Source organism: Streptomyces sp. NPDC018029 (assembly GCF_044327655.1).
Taxonomy (GTDB): Bacteria; Actinomycetota; Actinomycetes; order Streptomycetales; family Streptomycetaceae; genus Streptomyces.
Window position 1 is genome coordinate 684153 of sequence record NZ_JBIRFV010000002.1, and the last position, 16343, is coordinate 700495.

12 protein-coding genes and 1 pseudogene are annotated in these 16343 nt (G+C 72.5%); 9 read left to right on the plus strand and 4 right to left on the minus strand.

The annotated features are described in order from the left end of the window. Nucleotides 1–124 precede the first annotated feature (124 nt). Nucleotides 125–1654, plus strand: coding sequence for a glycoside hydrolase family 3 protein (locus ACH4D5_RS07195; protein WP_398299476.1), 1530 nt, complete (start codon nucleotides 125–127; stop codon nucleotides 1652–1654). A gap of 31 nt (nucleotides 1655–1685) precedes the next feature. Here the strand turns inward: ACH4D5_RS07195 and ACH4D5_RS07200 are convergent, their stop codons facing one another. Together ACH4D5_RS07200 and ACH4D5_RS07205 are read right to left on the minus strand one after the other, a co-directional pair. Continuing rightward, nucleotides 1686–4028, minus strand: a complete 2343-nt coding sequence (locus tag ACH4D5_RS07200) for a collagenase (protein ID WP_398299477.1) — start codon at nucleotides 4026–4028, stop codon at nucleotides 1686–1688. Between the two features lie 176 nt (nucleotides 4029–4204). After that, the gene (locus ACH4D5_RS07205; protein WP_398299991.1) at nucleotides 4205–5362 is read right to left on the minus strand and encodes an MFS transporter; all 1158 of its coding nucleotides are present in this window, start codon (nucleotides 5360–5362) and stop codon (nucleotides 4205–4207) included. Between the two features lie 183 nt (nucleotides 5363–5545). Here ACH4D5_RS07205 and ACH4D5_RS07210 point away from each other — a divergent pair, with 183 nt between their 5' ends. From ACH4D5_RS07210 to ACH4D5_RS07240, 7 genes are all read left to right on the plus strand, one after another. After that, a complete protein-coding gene (locus ACH4D5_RS07210) occupies nucleotides 5546–6334 on the plus strand; it encodes an AraC family transcriptional regulator (RefSeq protein WP_398299479.1) in 789 nt (262 codons plus the stop codon). An 89-nt stretch (nucleotides 6335–6423) separates the two neighbouring features. Continuing rightward, complete coding sequence (locus tag ACH4D5_RS07215; RefSeq protein ID WP_398299481.1) at nucleotides 6424–7644, plus strand: NAD(P)/FAD-dependent oxidoreductase; 1221 nt, start codon at nucleotides 6424–6426, stop codon at nucleotides 7642–7644. Then, nucleotides 7634–7957: a (2Fe-2S)-binding protein gene (locus ACH4D5_RS07220; RefSeq protein ID WP_398299483.1), complete on the plus strand. Its 324-nt coding sequence runs from the start codon at nucleotides 7634–7636 to the stop codon at nucleotides 7955–7957. The genes ACH4D5_RS07215 and ACH4D5_RS07220 overlap by 11 nt, the downstream gene beginning before the upstream one ends. Then, nucleotides 7938–9497 carry an NAD(P)/FAD-dependent oxidoreductase gene (locus ACH4D5_RS07225; RefSeq protein WP_398299485.1) on the plus strand — a complete coding sequence of 520 codons (1560 nt, stop codon included), beginning with the start codon at nucleotides 7938–7940 and terminating at the stop codon, nucleotides 9495–9497. The genes ACH4D5_RS07220 and ACH4D5_RS07225 overlap by 20 nt, the downstream gene beginning before the upstream one ends. Further along, the gene (locus tag ACH4D5_RS07230; RefSeq protein ID WP_398299487.1) at nucleotides 9494–10402 is read left to right on the plus strand and encodes a dihydrodipicolinate synthase family protein; all 909 of its coding nucleotides are present in this window, start codon (nucleotides 9494–9496) and stop codon (nucleotides 10400–10402) included. Before ACH4D5_RS07225 ends, ACH4D5_RS07230 begins: the two co-directional genes overlap by 4 nt. A gap of 55 nt (nucleotides 10403–10457) precedes the next feature. Further along, complete coding sequence (locus ACH4D5_RS07235) at nucleotides 10458–11462, plus strand: proline racemase family protein (protein WP_398299489.1); 1005 nt, start codon at nucleotides 10458–10460, stop codon at nucleotides 11460–11462. 116 nt (nucleotides 11463–11578) lie between these two features. Further along, nucleotides 11579–12253 carry a GntR family transcriptional regulator gene (locus ACH4D5_RS07240; RefSeq protein WP_398299491.1) on the plus strand — a complete coding sequence of 225 codons (675 nt, stop codon included), beginning with the start codon at nucleotides 11579–11581 and terminating at the stop codon, nucleotides 12251–12253. Between the two features lie 35 nt (nucleotides 12254–12288). Here ACH4D5_RS07240 and ACH4D5_RS07245 read toward each other — a convergent pair whose 3' ends face one another. Beyond that, entirely contained in the window at nucleotides 12289–13899 is a 1611-nt protein-coding gene (locus tag ACH4D5_RS07245) for a PQQ-dependent sugar dehydrogenase (protein ID WP_398299493.1), read from the minus strand. A gap of 183 nt (nucleotides 13900–14082) precedes the next feature. Further along, nucleotides 14083–14700 carry a lytic polysaccharide monooxygenase gene (locus tag ACH4D5_RS07250; RefSeq protein ID WP_398299495.1) on the minus strand — a complete coding sequence of 206 codons (618 nt, stop codon included), beginning with the start codon at nucleotides 14698–14700 and terminating at the stop codon, nucleotides 14083–14085. Between the two features lie 785 nt (nucleotides 14701–15485). On the opposite strand from ACH4D5_RS07250, the pseudogene ACH4D5_RS07255 reads away from it, so the two are divergent. Continuing rightward, a pseudogene (locus ACH4D5_RS07255) lies at nucleotides 15486–16300 on the plus strand (glycosyl hydrolase family 5); the annotation flags it as partial. Between the last annotated feature and the right edge of the window lie 43 nt (nucleotides 16301–16343).

The following is a 16343-nucleotide window of genomic DNA, read 5'->3' on the forward strand; positions in this document are numbered from 1 at the left end:
CTATCCGATTGGCCTGGACCAATCAGCAGCAGCCCCGCCGCACACCCGCTCCCCCCCGTGCACCCCGCACACCCTGTGCCCCGTACGTCTCCCGTACGTACCCCGCAACTTCGGAGGTCGCGCCATGGCACCGAGCAGTGACCCGACTCTGGAGCACCTCGCCCACTCCGTGCTGCAGCCCGGCTTCGAGGGCACCACGGCCCCCGACTGGGTGCGCCGCAGGATCTCCGAGGGCCTGGGCTCCGTCGTGCTGTTCGCGCGGAACATCGAGACGCCCGAGCAGGTCGCGCGGCTCACCTCGGCGCTGCGCGCGGAGAATCCCGACCTCATCGTCGCCATCGACGAGGAGGCGGGCGACGTGACGCGCCTGGAGGCGTGGACCGGCTCGTCCCGCCCCGGGAATCTGGCTCTCGGCGCCGTCGACGACATCGACCTGACCGAGCGTGTCGCCCACGACATCGGCCGCGACCTGCACGCGGCGGGCGTCTCCCTCAACTTCGCGCCCAGCGCCGACGTGAACTCCAACCCGCTCAACCCGGTGATCGGCGTACGCTCCTTCGGCTCCCGCACCGACGTCGTCTCCCGCCACACGGCCGCCTGGATCCGCGGCCTCCAGGAGGCCGGCGTCGCCGCCTGCGCCAAGCACTTCCCCGGCCACGGCGACACGGTCGTCGACTCGCACTACGGCCTGCCCCAGGTGAAGGGCTCCGCGGAGGAGATCGCGCTCACCGCGCTGCCGCCGTTCATCGCGGCGATGGAGGCGGGCGTGCGCGCCGTGATGACCGCGCACCTGCTCGCGCCCGCCTACGACCCGGACCTGCCCGCGACCCTCAGCCACCGCATCCTGGTGGAACTGCTCCGCGGTGACCTGCACTTCGACGGCCTCGTGGTCACCGACGGCATCGAGATGGGGGCGGTCACCGACCGCTACGGCATCGACGGCGCGACCGTGAAGGCGGTGGCCGGCGGCGTGGACGCGGTGTGCGTGGGCGGCGAGAGCGCCGACGAGTCCACGTTCGACCTGCTCTCCACGGCTCTGGTGAAGGCCGTGCTCGACGGCACGCTGCCCGAGGCCCGCCTCGCCGAGGCGAGCACGCGCGTACGGGAGTTCGCCGCCTGGTCCGGCGAGCGGTCCCGGGCCGTGGGGCGCGCCCCGAAACCCTCCGAAATCGGCGCCATCGGCCTGGTCGCGGCCCGCCGCGCGGTACGGGTGCACCACCGTGTCGGCACGGCGAACGCCGCGCTCCCCGTCGCCGGGGTCCCGCACGTCGTGGAGCTCTCCCCCACGATGAACCTCGCCGTGGACGGCCACACCCCGTGGGGCGTCGCGGTACCGCTGCGCGACCTGCGCCCCGGCACGACATCCGTACGCCTGACGGAGCCCGAACTGTCGTACTCCGTCGACGTGGTGGACCGCGATGTGCTGGCCCCGGCGCAGGGCCGGGCCCTGGTCGTCGTGGTCCGCGACGCGGCCCGCCACCGCTGGATGACCGACACCCTCAACCGCATCCTGCGCAGCCGCCCCGACGCCCTGGTCGTCGAGATGGGCGTCCCCTCGGGGGACGCGCTCGGCGCCACCCACCTGATCACCCATGGCGCGACCCGCGTCTCGGGCATCGCGGCGGCGGAGCTGCTCGCGGGGGCGGCGGGCTGACCCGCCGCCCCCTGATGAGCGACCCCGGTCGCTAGCTCTTCAACGGGCCCTCGCAACTGAAGTCCGCGCTGCCCGCGCGCCCGTCGGACCAGATGTCCACCTCGCCGAAGGAGCAGTTCATGTCGGTGAGGTTGTTGTCACCTGCCAGGGAACGGTCGAGCAGGTAGTAGTCCACCGTCTCCGACATGTCCTTGAAGACGGCGTCGGGGTCGTCGGCCGCGGCGAGGTGCGCGGTGATCCTGCCCGTGCAGGTGTACCGCGGACGCTCCGGTGCGCCGTTCGAGCGGCAGTCGGGTGTGATGCCCGTCGTCGCGGCGATGGAGGTGCGGACCTGGGCGGCGGTGGTGTCGCGGAGCTCGCCGACCGGCACGTACTTCGTGTCGGGCACGAAGAGGTCGTCGACGTGCGCGATCTGCTTGTCCAGGAAGGCGTCGTACCGGCTCTGCAGCCCGCGGTCCTTGCCGAGCCGGTCGCGCCAGGCGTCGAAGGCAGCCGGGTCGTCGGCCCGCAGGTGCCGGTACATCTCCTTGATGAGGGCGGGGCGTTCGGTCCACAGGAACTCGAAGAACGTGCCGGCGTAGTCGTAGAAGCGGAAGCCGTCGCCTTCGTAGGTGGCGTGCAGCAGCTGGTCGACGGTCATCCTGGGGCCGCCGTTCGCCGTGTCGTCGATGATGCCCTGGACCAGCGACCTGCGGACCTTGATGCCGTCGTCACGGGTGGCGCCGTCGAAGAACTCCGCGGTGCCCTCGTCCATGGCGGTGGTCCGGTCGCCCTGGTACCAGGGTCCCTCGCCGAAGAAGCCCGGCACCGCCCAGCGGCCGTTGAGGTAGTGCGTGTACTCGTGGCGGAAGAGCTCCTCCAGCGTCAGCGTGGAGTCCTGCGGGACGCGCCGCTGGTAGGTGTAGAAGGTCGCGCCGCGCTCGATGTAGACGCCGCCGTTGTTGGTGTCCATGCCGGTGAGCAGCGGGTGGTAGTTCTCGTAGTCGACGCGGGAGGCGTAAAGGACCGTGGTCAGCGTGGAGTTGGGGTCGCCCGCGAGCGGCTCGTCGGTGCCGACGACGCGGTGGAACTGCGCCTTGACCTGCTTGCTCGCGTAGTACAGCTGGTCGACGGTCCGCCGGTCCAGCGCCGTGCGGACCTTCATGCCGCCCTTGTCGTACGTGTAGGTGTGCGGGAAGACGCGGCGCTCGATGTCGGCCTTGCACACGTTGTACGGCGCACAGGCGTCGTACTCGTTCAGCCAGAGGGCCACTTTCGCCCACGGGGCGCTGCCCTCACCGAAGTTGCGGACGGTGACGGGCAGCAGGCCGCCGAGCCCGGGGACGATCTCGGCGGTGAGTCCGTCGATCTGGCCGAACCTGCCGTACTCGCTCAGGGCGTCCCGCACCACCCAGGCGTTGTTCGTGCCCTTGAGGTGGGTGTGTCCGCCGAAGGCCTTGAAGGCGGCGCGGTAGGACGGATCGGCCTTCACCGCCGCGTGGAAGGCGGTGTCCTTGTTGCCGGGGTACACGCCGAGGTAGCTCAGGGAGAGCGCGGCGAGCGCGGATCCGGCCCAGGCGGGGTCCTTCGCCGTGTCGGGGTGCTTGGCGTCCATGGTGGCCAAGACCCTTTTGACGAGCGGGAGTTGGTGCTGCCGCAGGCCGGGTGCGCTGGCTGCGTAGAGCGCCTCGCGCAGCGAGTCGGCGTTGGTGCGGGTCGCGTCCAAGGTGTGGGCGGCCGAGCCGAAGGCGGCGACGGCGCGGCGCATGGCGTCCACGGTCGGCGCGTCGGTGACGTCGATCTCGTCGTGCGAGAAGTCCTGGTAGGCGACGGCGTGCAGATAGGTGAGCAGCTCCAGGAGGTTGCTGCCGTTCTTGCCGTCGTGGGCCGCCGCGAGGCGGGTGACGCGGCCGGAGACCGCCTGGACGTGCGCGTCCGACATGACGGGGGCGAGCCGCGGATCCCAGGTCCAGACGAGGGTGCGCAGACAGCCGTCGGCGGTGACCGCCGGGTCGGCGAGGAAGTCGGCGAACCGCTCGGGCGACAGGCCGGTGACGCCGTCAAGGGTGCAGGGCGCGACCGCGGCATCCGTCGCGACCTGCTTCTTCTTGGGCTTCGGGGTACGGGCGCCGGGGACCTGGCCGTCCTTGAGCCCGCCGGGCGCGGGGATCTTGTAGGCGCTCGGCGCGGGGGCCTTCGCCCTGCGGTCGACCACGTCGAGGGGGTTCGGCCCGGCGGGCGCGGACGACGTGGTCAGGGTGGTGGTGCGGGGGTCAGGCTTTGCGGGGGACGGTTCGGCCGCGTTTCCGTACTGGGCGGCCGAGACGCAGAGGGTCGCCGCTATAGCGCCGGCGAGCACGGATCTGCGCAGGGTTCTTGGACGTGGCTGGGACACCGGGGGCTCCTGTGTGGGAGGTGGGGGCAAGAGGTGATGTCACGCTGAACCGGCGCGTGGGCAGCCCCACTTGGAAGCCTTGGAGGCTGCCTCCGCGTCATGTGATGCGTAACGTAGTAATGTGAAATTGCACTGACAACCCCTCAGGAACGCCCGGCTCTAACGGAATTAGCGGTTCACGAGTCGGGCCCCGCTTCCGCTCCCGGCTCGCGCAGGGTTCGCAGGAGGAGCCAGCCGAGGGCGGGCAGCGCGATCAGCGGTGCGAGGGCCACCCGCAGGGAGGCGGCGTCCGCGACGGCTCCGATCAGCGGGCTCGCCAGGCCGCCGATGCTCACGGTGAGACCCAGCGTCACACCGCTCGCCGTGCCCATGCGGCGCGGCAGATAGTCCTGGCCGAGCGTGATGTGCAGGGAGAACGGCACGTACAGGCCGGCCGAGACGAGCGCGACGAAGACGTACAGGAGCGGTCCGGGGACGAGGACGACGCCCGCCACCGCGAGGACCGTCGAGGCGTACGACCACCGGACGACCGGGATGCGTCCGTACCGCGCGGCGAGCCGCCCGCCCGCGACGGTGCCGACCGCGCCGCCGACGTAGAGCACGAACAGCGCGACGGTACCGGCGGCCGCACCGCCGCCGGTGCGCTCTCGCACGTACAGCGCGATGAACGTGCTCAGCCCGGTGAAGACGATCGAGCGGCAGACGACGGCGCCGGACAGCTTGATGAAGGACGGCCAGTCGTCCTCGGCGACCGGGGCGGGTGCACCCTTCGGGCCCTGGGGTGCTCCCTCGGCGGCGGCCTCCCGCGCCCTGACGCTCCGCAGCGCGGCCACGCACAGGACGGCCCCCGCGAGGGCGGGGATGACCAGGAGCGGCGACGCGCGAAGACCGCCCGTCGCGATCACGGCCGAGACCAGCAGGGGCGCGGCCGCGAAGCCGACGTTGCCGCCGAGCGAGAACCAGCTCATGGCCGTGTGGCTGCCCCGGCTCGCCTGACGCGCCACCCGCGCCGCCTCCGGGTGGTAGGCGGCGACGCCGATGCCGGACACGGCGACGGCCAGCAGGGTCAGCGCGTAGTTCCCGCCGACCCCCGCGAGGGCGACCCCCGCACCGCCCACCAGCGTGCTCACCGGCAGCAGCCACGGCATGGCCCACTTGTCGGTGAGCGCGCCGAACAGCGGCTGTACCACGGAGGAGAGCAGCGAGGCGGCGAGCACGATGCCGGACGCGGCGGCGTAGGTATAGGCACGCTCGGCGACGAAGAACGGGACGAGGGCGGCGACCGCACCCTGATAGATGTCCACGCAGGCGTGGCCGAGGGAGAGGAGGGGGATGGGGCCGGGGCGGGTGCGAGGGTCGGCGCGGCCGCGGACGACGTGGCGGGGCGGACGGGACGCCTTGGCGCGGGGGGTGCGTGGAGGCCGTGCGTACTGACGCGAGGGTGAGGGCTGGTTCGTCGACACCGCCTCATCCTCGCCACGCCCCCGGCTGGCCCGCTTCCGATAAAGTGCCAACCTGTGCCGAAGATCCGCCATACCTCTCCGAGCAGCGGTGGCACCTCCCCGTCCATCCGCCACACCCCCCAAGCCCCCACCGTCACCCGGGAACTCGCCCCCGGAGAGCGCATCGACGCGCACCGTCACGACGACCACCAGATCATCTACGCGGGCTCCGGCGTCGTCGCCGTCACCACCGACGCGGGCACCTGGTTCGCACCCGGCACCCGGGCCATCTGGGTGCCCGCGGGATGCGTCCACGCGCACCGCGCCCACGGCCACCTCGCCCTGCACCTGCTCGGCCTGCCCGCAGGCACGAACCCGCTCGGCCTCGACTCCCCCACCGTCCTCGCCGTCAGCCCGCTCCTGCGCGAACTGATCCTCGCCTGCACCCGCGCCCCGCACGACGAATCCCCGGAGCGCCGCCGGCTGCGCGCCGTGCTCCTCGACCAGCTGCGGGCGTCACCGCAGCAGCCCGTGCAGCTGCCCACCCCCGCCGACCCTCGCCTCGTCGCCGTCTGCGACCTCCTGCACGGCGACCCCGCCGACCCGCGCGGCCTGGCCGCTCTCGCCGCCGCGGCGGGGGCGGGCGAACGCACCCTGAGCAGGCTCTTCCGCCGGGAGCTCGGGATGACGTTTCCGCAGTGGCGCACGCAGCTGCGCCTCTATCACGCGCTGCGCATGCTGGCCGACGGCATGCCGGTCACCACGGTCGCGCACCGCTGCGGCTGGTCGTCCACCAGCGCGTTCATCGACGTGTTCCGCCGCGCCTACGGATACACGCCCGGCGCGCATCAGCGCCGCGACTGACTCCCCGTCCTCCCTTCCGGCCGGTGCGGTCAACTCCCTTGTGGTGACGCACCCTTGGCAGCACCAGTGCCATGTGAAATATTACTGCCGTGCTCACGAGACACCCGTCCGGACAGCCGGACCTCATCATCGTGGGGGCGGGCGTCGTCGGCGCCGCGTGCGCCTACTACGCCGCCCGTGCCGGACTCGACGTCACCGTCATCGACCGCGGCCCCGTCGCGGGCGGCACCACCGGAGCGGGTGAGGGCAACCTCCTCGTCTCGGACAAGGAGCCGGGCCCCGAGCTCGAACTGGCCCTGCTCTCCGCCCAGTTGTGGCGAGAGCTCGCAGCCGAACTTCCCTCGCGCGTCGAGTACGAGGCGAAGGGCGGCCTGGTCGTCGCCTCGACCGAGCCGGGGCTCGCCGCACTGCGGGACTTCGCCGCGGCGCAGACACGGGCGGGCGTCCAGGCGGCCGAGGTCCCCGCCGACCGCCTCGCCGACTTCGAACCGCACCTCGCGCCCGGCCTCGCGGGCGGCTTCCACTACCCGCAGGACGCCCAGGTCCAGCCCGCCCTCGCCGCCGCGCACCTCCTGCGAGCGGCGACCGACGCCGGACGCCTCACCCTGCGGCTCGGCGAGGAGGTCACCGCGGTCCTGACCGGCACGAAGGGTGAGGTGCGGGGCGTACGGACACAGCGGGGAGAGGTGCGGGCGCCGCACGTGCTCAACGCCGGCGGCACGTGGGGCGGTGAACTGGCCCGCCTGGCGGGCGTGGAGCTGCCGGTGCTCCCTCGCCGCGGCTTCGTCCTCGTCACCGAACCGCTGCCGCGCGTGGTGCGCCACAAGGTGTACTCCGCGGAGTACGTCGCCGATGTCGCCAGCGGTTCGGCGGCGCTGCAGACCTCCGCCGTGGTGGAGGGCACCCCGGCGGGCCCGGTGCTGATCGGGGCGAGCCGGGAGCGGGTGGGTTTCGACCGGACGCTGTCGGTGGAGGTCCTGCGGCGGCTCGCGGCGCAGGCGGTCGGGCTGTTCCCCGCCCTCGCCGCGGTGCGGGCGATCCGGACGTACGCGGGGTTCCGCCCCTACCTTCCGGACCACCTCCCGGCGATCGGTCCGGACCCACGCGTTCCCGGTCTGCTGCACGCGTGCGGCCATGAGGGGGCGGGCATCGGCCTGGCTCCGGCGACCGGGGCGCTGATCGCGGCGATGCTGGTGGGGGCTGAACTCCCTGTGTCGGCGCGTCCGTTCGCCCCGGAACGCTTCGCGCGCGAGGGCTCAGCAGAGATCCTGTCCAAGGCCGCCGAGAGGGGACACCCACATGACGTATGACGACCGGACCCCCGCCGAACTCGTCGGTATCCCCCCTGAAACGGCCTTCTCGATCACCTTCGACGGGCGCCAACTCACCGCACTCCCCGGCCAGTCCATCGCTGCCACGCTCTGGACCGCGGGAATCCTCTCCTGGCGGACCACGCGCGTCGGCGGCCGGCCGCGCGGGGCGTTCTGCGGCATCGGCCAGTGCCACGACTGCCTCGCGACCGTCAACGGCCGGCCCAACAGACGGGCGTGCCTGGTCACCGCACGCCCCGGCGACACGGTCACCACCCAGGAAGGGAACGGTCATGCCGGACTCGACAGCTGAGGCCACCGCGGCACCGAAAGGCCCGCCCCCGTACGACCTCGCGGTGTTGGGCGCCGGGCCCGCGGGCCTCGCCGGCGCGGTGACGGCGGCGGAACAGGGCCTGTCCGTCGCCCTGTTGGACTCGGCGCCCCAGCCGGGCGGCCAGTTCTACCGACATCCTCCGGCGGCCACCCGCGCCGCCCGCCCCCAAGCCCTGCATCACGACTGGTCCACCTTCGCCGACCTGCGCGACCGCCTGGCGGCGAGCGGCGCCACGCGCCTCTTCGGCCATCACGTCTGGACGGTCACGCGTGAGGCCGAGGACCACTGGACGGTCCACGCCCTCACGGGTGGGGAGGACGGGGCGGGTGACGCGGAGCAGCTTCCAGTGGTCGTCCGGTCCCGCGCGCTCCTGCTCGCGACCGGCTCGTACGAACGCCATCTCCCCTTCCCCGGCTGGACCTTGCCCGGCGTGGTGGGCGCGGGCGGCGCCCAGGCCATGCTCAAGTCGGGCCTTGCCTTGCCCGGCCGGCGCGTGGTCGTCGCGGGCAGCGGCCCCCTGCTGCTCGCGGTGGCCGCGTCGCTCACCGCGGCCGGGGCGGAGGTGCCCGAACTGATCGAGGCCTCCGGATACCTCGGCTACGCCCGCCACCCGGCCGTACTCGCCGCCCAGCCGCACAAGTTGGCGGAGGCCGCGCTCCACGGCACGAGTCTGCTCCGCCACAAGGTGCGCCTGCGCACCCGCCACGCGGTGACCGAGGCGCACGGCACGGACCGGCTCGAGGCGGTGACCGTCTCCCGCCTCGACCGCGACTGGCGGCCGGTGCCGGGCACGGGCCGCCGCATCGCCTGCGACGCGCTGGCCGTCGGTCACGGCCTGGTCCCCCAGCTGGACCTGGCGACCGCCCTGGGCTGCGCGACCCGCCGCACCACCGACGGCACGCACACCCTGCGGCTGTCCCCGCTTCAGGAGACGTCACTGCGCGGCCTGTGGGCGGCGGGCGAGGCATCGGGAATCGGCGGCGCACAATCGGCCCTTATGGAGGGCGAGTTGGCCGCTCTGGCCATCACGGCCCGGCTCACCGGACGTCGTCCCGCGCCGACCTCGCGCCTGCGCGCCCTGCGCCGTCGCCGCGACCGCGCGAACGCCTTCGCCGACGTCATGGCCGCAGCGCACGCGCCGGGCCCCGGCTGGACCGGGTGGCTCTCCGACGACACGGACGTGTGCCGCTGCGAGGAGGTCCCGGCGGGCCGGATCCGCGAGGCCGTCACCGAGTACGGCGCCCGCGACGCACGCACCGTGAAACTCCTGACGCGGGCGGGCATGGGCTGGTGCCAGGGCCGCATGTGCGGCTGGACGACGACCTGCCTCACCTCGTCACCGCCGCCGCCTTCCCCGGCACCCCACCCTCACCGCCCTCACCACCCACCGGCCCTTCCCGCATCCCCTGACCGCCGCCTGCTCGCGACGCCCGTGCCGCTCGGCGCCCTCGCGGCCCTCCCGGAGGACCCCGACTCGTCCGCCTCCCCTCCCCACCCGACCGAAGGACAGCCCTCATGACCACCACCGCCTGGACCCCCGACCGCCCCTGGCGCGGCATCATGGTCGCCACCGCGCTCCCCCTGCGCGAGGACCTCTCCATCGACTACGACGCCTACGCCGAGCACGTCAGCCACCTCATCGGCAACGGCTGCGACGGCGTCGTCCCCAACGGTTCCCTCGGCGAGTACCAGACCCTCACCGACGACGAGCGCGCCCGCGTCGTCCGTACCGCCGTGGCGGCCGCCGGCGACGGGGCCCGCGTCATGCCCGGCGTCGCCGCCTACGGCAGTGCCGAGTCCCGTCGCTGGGCCGACCAGGCCGCGGAGGCGGGCTGCGGCTCCGTGCTCCTCCTCCCGCCGAACACCTACCGCGCCGACGAGCCCGCCGTACGCGCCCACTACGCCGAGGTCGCCGAGGCGGGCCTGCCCGTGGTCGCGTACAACAATCCGTTCGACACCAGGGTCGACCTGACCCCGGACCTGCTGGCCGCGCTGCACGGCGACGGCACCGTCGTGGCGGTGAAGGAGTTCACCGGGGACGTCCGCAGGGCGTACGAGATCGCCGAAGTCGCCCCGGAGCTCGACCTGCTGATCGGCGCCGACGACGTCCTGCTCGAACTCGCGCTCGCGGGCGCGGTCGGCTGGATCGCCGGCTACCCGAACGCCTTCCCCGCCACCTGCGTGGAGCTCTACGACGCCGCCTGCGCCGGGGACCTGGACACGGCACTGCCCCTCTACCGGTCGCTGCACCCGCTCCTGCGCCTGGACTCCAAGACGGAGTTCGTGCAGGCCATCAAGCTCTCCATGGACATCGTGGGCCGTCGCGGCGGCCCGACCCGCCCGCCACGCTCGCCGCTGTCCGGTGCCACGGAGGCGCTGGTGCGGTCGGCCACGGAGAAGGCGATGGCAGCAGGCCACCGCTGACCCCTTCCCCTCCCCCCGTCCGCACCCGCTCCGCCATGAGAACCGGAAGGGACCCATGCGCACCCGTCACGTCTTCCACGCCGTCGACTCGCACACCGAAGGGATGCCCACGCGCGTCATCACCGGCGGCGTGGGAGTGCTCCCCGGCGCCACCATGGCCGACCGAAGGCTCCACTTCATCGAGCACCTGGACCACCTCCGCACCCTCCTGATGTACGAGCCGCGCGGCCACTCCGCGATGAGCGGCGCGATCCTCCAGCCCCCGACCCGCCCGGACGCCGACTACGGAGTCCTCTACGTCGAGGTGTCCGGACTCCTCCCCATGTGCGGCCACGGCACCATCGGCGTGGCCACGGTCCTGGTGGAGACCGGCATGGTCCGGGTCACCGAGCCGGTCACGACGGTGCGCCTCGACACCCCGGCGGGCCTCGTCTCCGTGGACGTACGGGTGAGCGACGGCGCGGCCACGTCGGCGACGCTCACCAACGTTCCGGCGTTCTGTGTCGCCCTGGACCGCAAGGTCGAGGTGCCGGGGCACGGCACGGTGACGTACGACATGGCCTACGGCGGCAACTTCTACGCGTTCGTCCACCTCGATGCGCTGGGCCTGCCGTTCGACCGCTCGCGCAAGGACGACCTGCTGGCGGCGGGCCTCGCCGTCATGGACGCGATCAACGCGTCGCCGGACCGCCCGGCCCACCCCGAGCAACCGGAGATCGCCGGGGTGAAGCACGTCTACCTGGCCGCGCCCGGCTCGGACTCGCGCCGCTCGCGGCATGCCATGGCGATCCACCCGGGCTGGTTCGACCGCTCGCCGTGCGGGACGGGCACGTCCGCGCGCATGGCACAACTGCACGCCCGCGGCGAGCTGCCGCTGGACCGCGACTTCGTCAACGAGTCCTTCATCGGCACGGAGTTCACCGGGCGGCTGGTGGCGGAGACGGAGGTGGCGGGCCTGCCCGCGGTCGTCCCCCGGATCACCGGACGGGCCTGGATCACCGGCACCGCCCAGTACTTCCTCGACCCGGACGACCCTTTCCCGGCGGGCTTCCTGCTCTGAGCTCCGCCTGAGCCCCGCCTGCCTGAGCCCTCCCCGGCACCTACCGGGCCCCAACTTGCCACGTGACATTGTACTTTGGTGATCCGCGCGGGCGCGGGACCACCGGAGGGAACACCATGGGGCACCTGAAGCAGAAGAACCTCATCACCACCAGGGAGCGGCTGCGCGACCAGGTCGGCCACGCCCTGCGCGCCGCCCTGATCTCCGGCGAACTGCGCCCCGGCGAGATCTACTCCGCGCCCGGCCTCGCCGAGGACTTCGGCATCTCGGCGACGCCGGTGCGCGAGGCGATGCTCGACCTGGCCAGGGAGGGCCTGGTCGAGCCGGTCCGCAACAAGGGCTTCCGGGTCACCGAGGTCAATGAGCGCGACCTCGACCAGTACACGGAGATCCGCGGTCTGATCGAGGTCCCCATGATCGGCCGGATCACCCGCACCGCGGCCCGCGAGGACCTGGAGGTGCTGCGCCCGGTCGCCGAGGAGATCGTGCGGGCCGCCCGCGACCACGACCTCATCGGCTATCTGGAGGCCGACCGCCGCTTCCACCTCTCGCTCCTCGCCCTCTCGGGCAACGACCGGCTGGTCGAAACGGTCGGCGACCTCCGCAAGCGCTCCCGCCTCTACGGCCTGACGACCCTCGACGAACGCGACCAGCTGACCCCGTCGGCCGAGGAGCACATCGAACTCCTCGACCTGATGCTGTCGGGTGACGCCGAGGCCGCGGAGAAGTGCATGGCCCGGCATCTCGGCCACGTGCGGTCGCTGTGGGCGGAGAACGCCGATCGGCCGTGAGCTGCGAGCTGCGAGCTGCGAGCTGCGACTGAAGGTCACCGCCCGATGGCGCAGGCGTCCCCGTTGAGCAGGAAGCGCGGCGGTGGTGAGCTGTCTCCGGTGTGGTCGGCGAGATAGCCGAGAGTGACGCGCCCGCCCGGTGGGATGTCGGCGTTGTACGGGGCGTTGGCGGCCGTGACGGTGTTGCTTCCTTGGGTCAGGTCGGTGCCCCAGTCGGAGACGACGTTCTGGCCGAGGGCGAGGGGGAACTCCAGCCGCCAGCCGTTCACAGGGGTGGTGCCCGTGTTGGTGATGGTGAGGTCGACCTTCGTGCCCGTCCCCCAGCTCTGCACGGTCCGGTCCACGCGGCAGGTGGGTTCCTCCCGTGCGAGCGAGAGGCGGTGCAGGCCGCCGGGCAGGTCGTTGACCATGTAGAGCTCCCCGTCGACGGTCGCGCCGATCGATGTCACCTGGGTGGGCAGCTCGCCGATCTCCGCCTGCTCGTAGCCGCCGCTGCCGTCGGGGCGCAGCGCCCAGACGGTCGAGGAGCAGTAGTCGGTGGCGAGATACGTGCCGTCGGCCAGGTCGGCGTACTTCTTGCCGCGGTAGACGTGGCCGCCGATGACCGAACACCCGCCCGTGTACGGCGAGTACGTGAACACCGGCTCGGTGTACCGCTCACCCGGTGTGCAGTCGCCGCCCTTGAACCGTTCCAGCCCCTCGTAGCAGGACCAGCCGAGGTTGAGCCCGCCGCGGCCCGGGGCGATGTGGTCGATCTCTTCCCAGCGGCCCTGGCCAACGTCGCCGACCCACAGTGAGCCGTCGGCCCGGTCGAAGGAGAACCGCCACGGGTTTCGCAGCCCGTAGAGCCAGATCTCCGGGCGGGCGCCGGGGACATCGACGAAGGGGTTGCCGTCGGGGACGCAGTAGGCGCGCTCTCCGCACGTGCGGTTCACGTCGACGCGCAGGATCTTGCCGAGCAGCGTGTCCAGCCGCTGCCCTGCGCGCAGGGGGTCCGCCGAACCGCCGCCGTCGCCGATGCTCCAGTAGAGGTGTCCGTCGGGGCCGAAGGCGAGCTGGCCGCCGTTGTGGTTGCTGTACTCGGCGTGCTTCTGGGAGAGCAGGGGCTCCAGCCGGGCGCCGTCGAGCCGGTAGCGGGCGAGGGTGACCGCGCCGTCGGGCAGGGCCGTGTACGCGAGGTACAGCTGCCGGCTGGTGGCGAAGTCGGGCGGGACGGCGATGCCCAGCAGGCCGCGTTCGTTGCCCGACTCGTCCACGGAGGACTTGATGTCGAGGAGGGGGGTGGGGGCCAGGCCGGTGTCGGGGTGGTAGACGCGGACGGTGCCGGACTTCTCGGTGACGAAGAGCCGGCCGGTGCCGTCGTCGGGGGCCGCGAGGGCGGTGGGCCGTCTCAGTCCGGAGGCGACCTGCGTGGTGGTGGCGTGCAGCGAGGTCAGGGGGACGTCCGGAGCCTTTCCGGTCGAAGGCGCGCCGGACGCCGTGGCGCGCGGGATCGCGGCGGCGGACGGCGGGGTGACGAGGGTGCTCAGGAGGAGGGCGAGGAGGACGAGGGGAAGGCAGAGGGGAAAGGGGAGGGGGAAGAAGAGGGGGACGGGGCGGGCGGGGCAGGTGGGGTGGGCGGGGCCGGTCCGGCGGCTTCGGGGCATGTCGGCTCCAGGGGGCGGGGCGCAGGGCGGGTGGTGCACCCGGGGGGGGAGGGAGAGGGGCAGCCGGCCGAGCCGGACGCTTCCCGCCGGGCGTGGCGCTGCCCGGCGGGACGGTACTCGGCCGGTGCGTCAGCCGAAGTCGACGTCACTGCACAGGAAGTACGTCTGGTCCATGTGCGACGCCTACCAGATCGTGTACACCACGTGGCGGCCGCTGTAGCCGGAAGTGCTCACGGGGATCGAGTAGTTCTGGCTCGGCCCGTACTTGCCGGTGCGGGCGACCAGTTCGAGGTCGCTCCAGCGCAGGGGCTGGGTGACGGGGTCGTAGCCCTGCCTGCTGACGTAGACCTCGAAGTAGTCCGCGCCGTGGCTGGCCTGGTCGTACAGCTTGACGGTGAAGTCGTCGGCGAGGGCGGTGGTCCGCCACGCGCCGGGGGTGTCCAGCGCGTTGTAGCGTCCGCCCTCGGTCCGGCCGCCGCTGCACAGCTGGCCGTCCGGGACAACCGCCCGGAAGTTGCCGCCGGAGCCGTTGCGGTACAGGCCGTTCCAGTTCCACATGGCGTTGGGGTCGGCCCGCCACGCCTGCCAGCACATGGGGTCCTGCTGGGCCATCGCCGGATTGAGGTGATCGCTGCCCCAGCGTTGCCAGCAGCCGTAGTTGCGCGTCGCCGGGTCGACGACCGAACCATGTGCCACCGCGGTCCCGCTCCAGGGGACCAGGCTGAGCAGCGACGCGACCAGCGCGCTGAAGGCGAGCGTCAGGCCGCGTCTCGTACCGGGGAGATGAAAATGACGATCCATCGGGCTCCTGCTTCCTGTGGGGGTGCGTCGGATGAGACGTGGGGGGTGACGTGGGGTGCGACGCGTGGGAGCGCTCCCGCAAAACAATCTGCGGGCGAGATAACAGGGCAGCAACAGGCGAATGCGCCACATGCGCGCGGTAGTTGACGCGGCTAGCAGAGGGAGCCGGGGGGCAGCCCGGTGGCTCGTCCGGCGGCGGTCGTTCCGCCCGAACGCCGGGCGTACGGCACGCGGCGTGCGCGCTGCAAGAGCCGGGGTCAGGGGCCGGTTCGCCGGCTGTCGCGTGACCCGCCCCGCACCGCGCGGCACAGTGTTCGCACCGGTTGATGGGCGCCGGTTCCGCGTGCGGCACCATCCCCCGGGGCGTGCGGGAGTGCGCTCCGCGCCGGCGCATGCCGCGAGAACCGGTCGGCGCGTCCGGGCACCCGGCGCGCTCTGTGACGTCGCACCTGCTCACTCAGGTCGGTCGGCCATCGGCCCAGGGTGTCGGATCGCGCTCGCGAAGTCCTCCCGCAGCCCCGCCGGGAGGGCGACGGCCGGGCCTGCCCGCCGGATGGCCACTTTCGCTCGCTGCGGGCAGGGTTACGTTTTTCGCCGGGTGCCTGGGCGCCTGGGTGCCTGTACGGGGATACGGATTTCGTTCGACGGATCGGCGCCTACAGGGTTGTCATGGCCTCGCCGGACTCTTACAGTCCGGCTGTGAGCGGGTGGGAGCGCTCCCACCTCCAGGAAGACGGAAACGCTCCCGCAGTCGGAAAGATGCCCCCTCGGAAAGAGGCTCCCTCATGCGCTCATCACCGCATCGCCTCCGCACCGTCCGCACCCTGTCGGGCGCGTTGTTCACCGCTCTCACCACGGTGGCGGCGCTCCTCGTGGCCGGCACCCCGGCCCAGGCCGACACCACGATCTGCGAACCCTTCGGAACCACCGTGATCCAGGGACGCTACGTCGTCCAGAACAACCGCTGGGGCACCAGCGCCACCCAGTGCGTCACCGCCACCGGCACCGGCTTCCGGATCGCCCGGGCCGACGGTTCGGTGCCGACCAACGGCGCCCCCAAGTCGTACCCGTCGATCTTCAACGGCTGCCACTACACCGTCTGTTCGCCGGGGACCAGGCTCCCCGCGCAGCTCAGCACGGTCTCCAGCGCGCCCAGCAGCATCTCGTACGGCTATGTGTCGGGCGCCGTGTTCAACGCCTCGTACGACATCTGGCTGGACCCGACGCCTCGCACCGACGGCGTCAACCGGACCGAGATCATGATCTGGTTCAACCGGGTCGGCCCGATCCAGCCCATCGGCTCCCGGGTCGGCACCGCCTCTGTCGGCGGGCGCACCTGGGAGGTCTGGACCGGCAGCAACGGCACCAACGACGTGATCTCTTTCGTCGCCCCGTCGACGATCACGAGCTGGAACTTCGACGTCATGGACTTCGTCGACCAGGCCGTCGCCCGAGGCATGGCGCAGCGCAACTGGTACCTGACAAGCGTGCAGGCCGGCTTCGAGCCGTGGCAGAACGGCGCCGGGCTGTCGGTGAACTCCTTCTCCTCCGCCGTGAACATCGGCGGCTGACCCCGCGCGGACCCGGTGACTCCGCTGCCCCCGGCGCCGAAGAGGAGTTGCCCCTCCACCCACACCCCACCC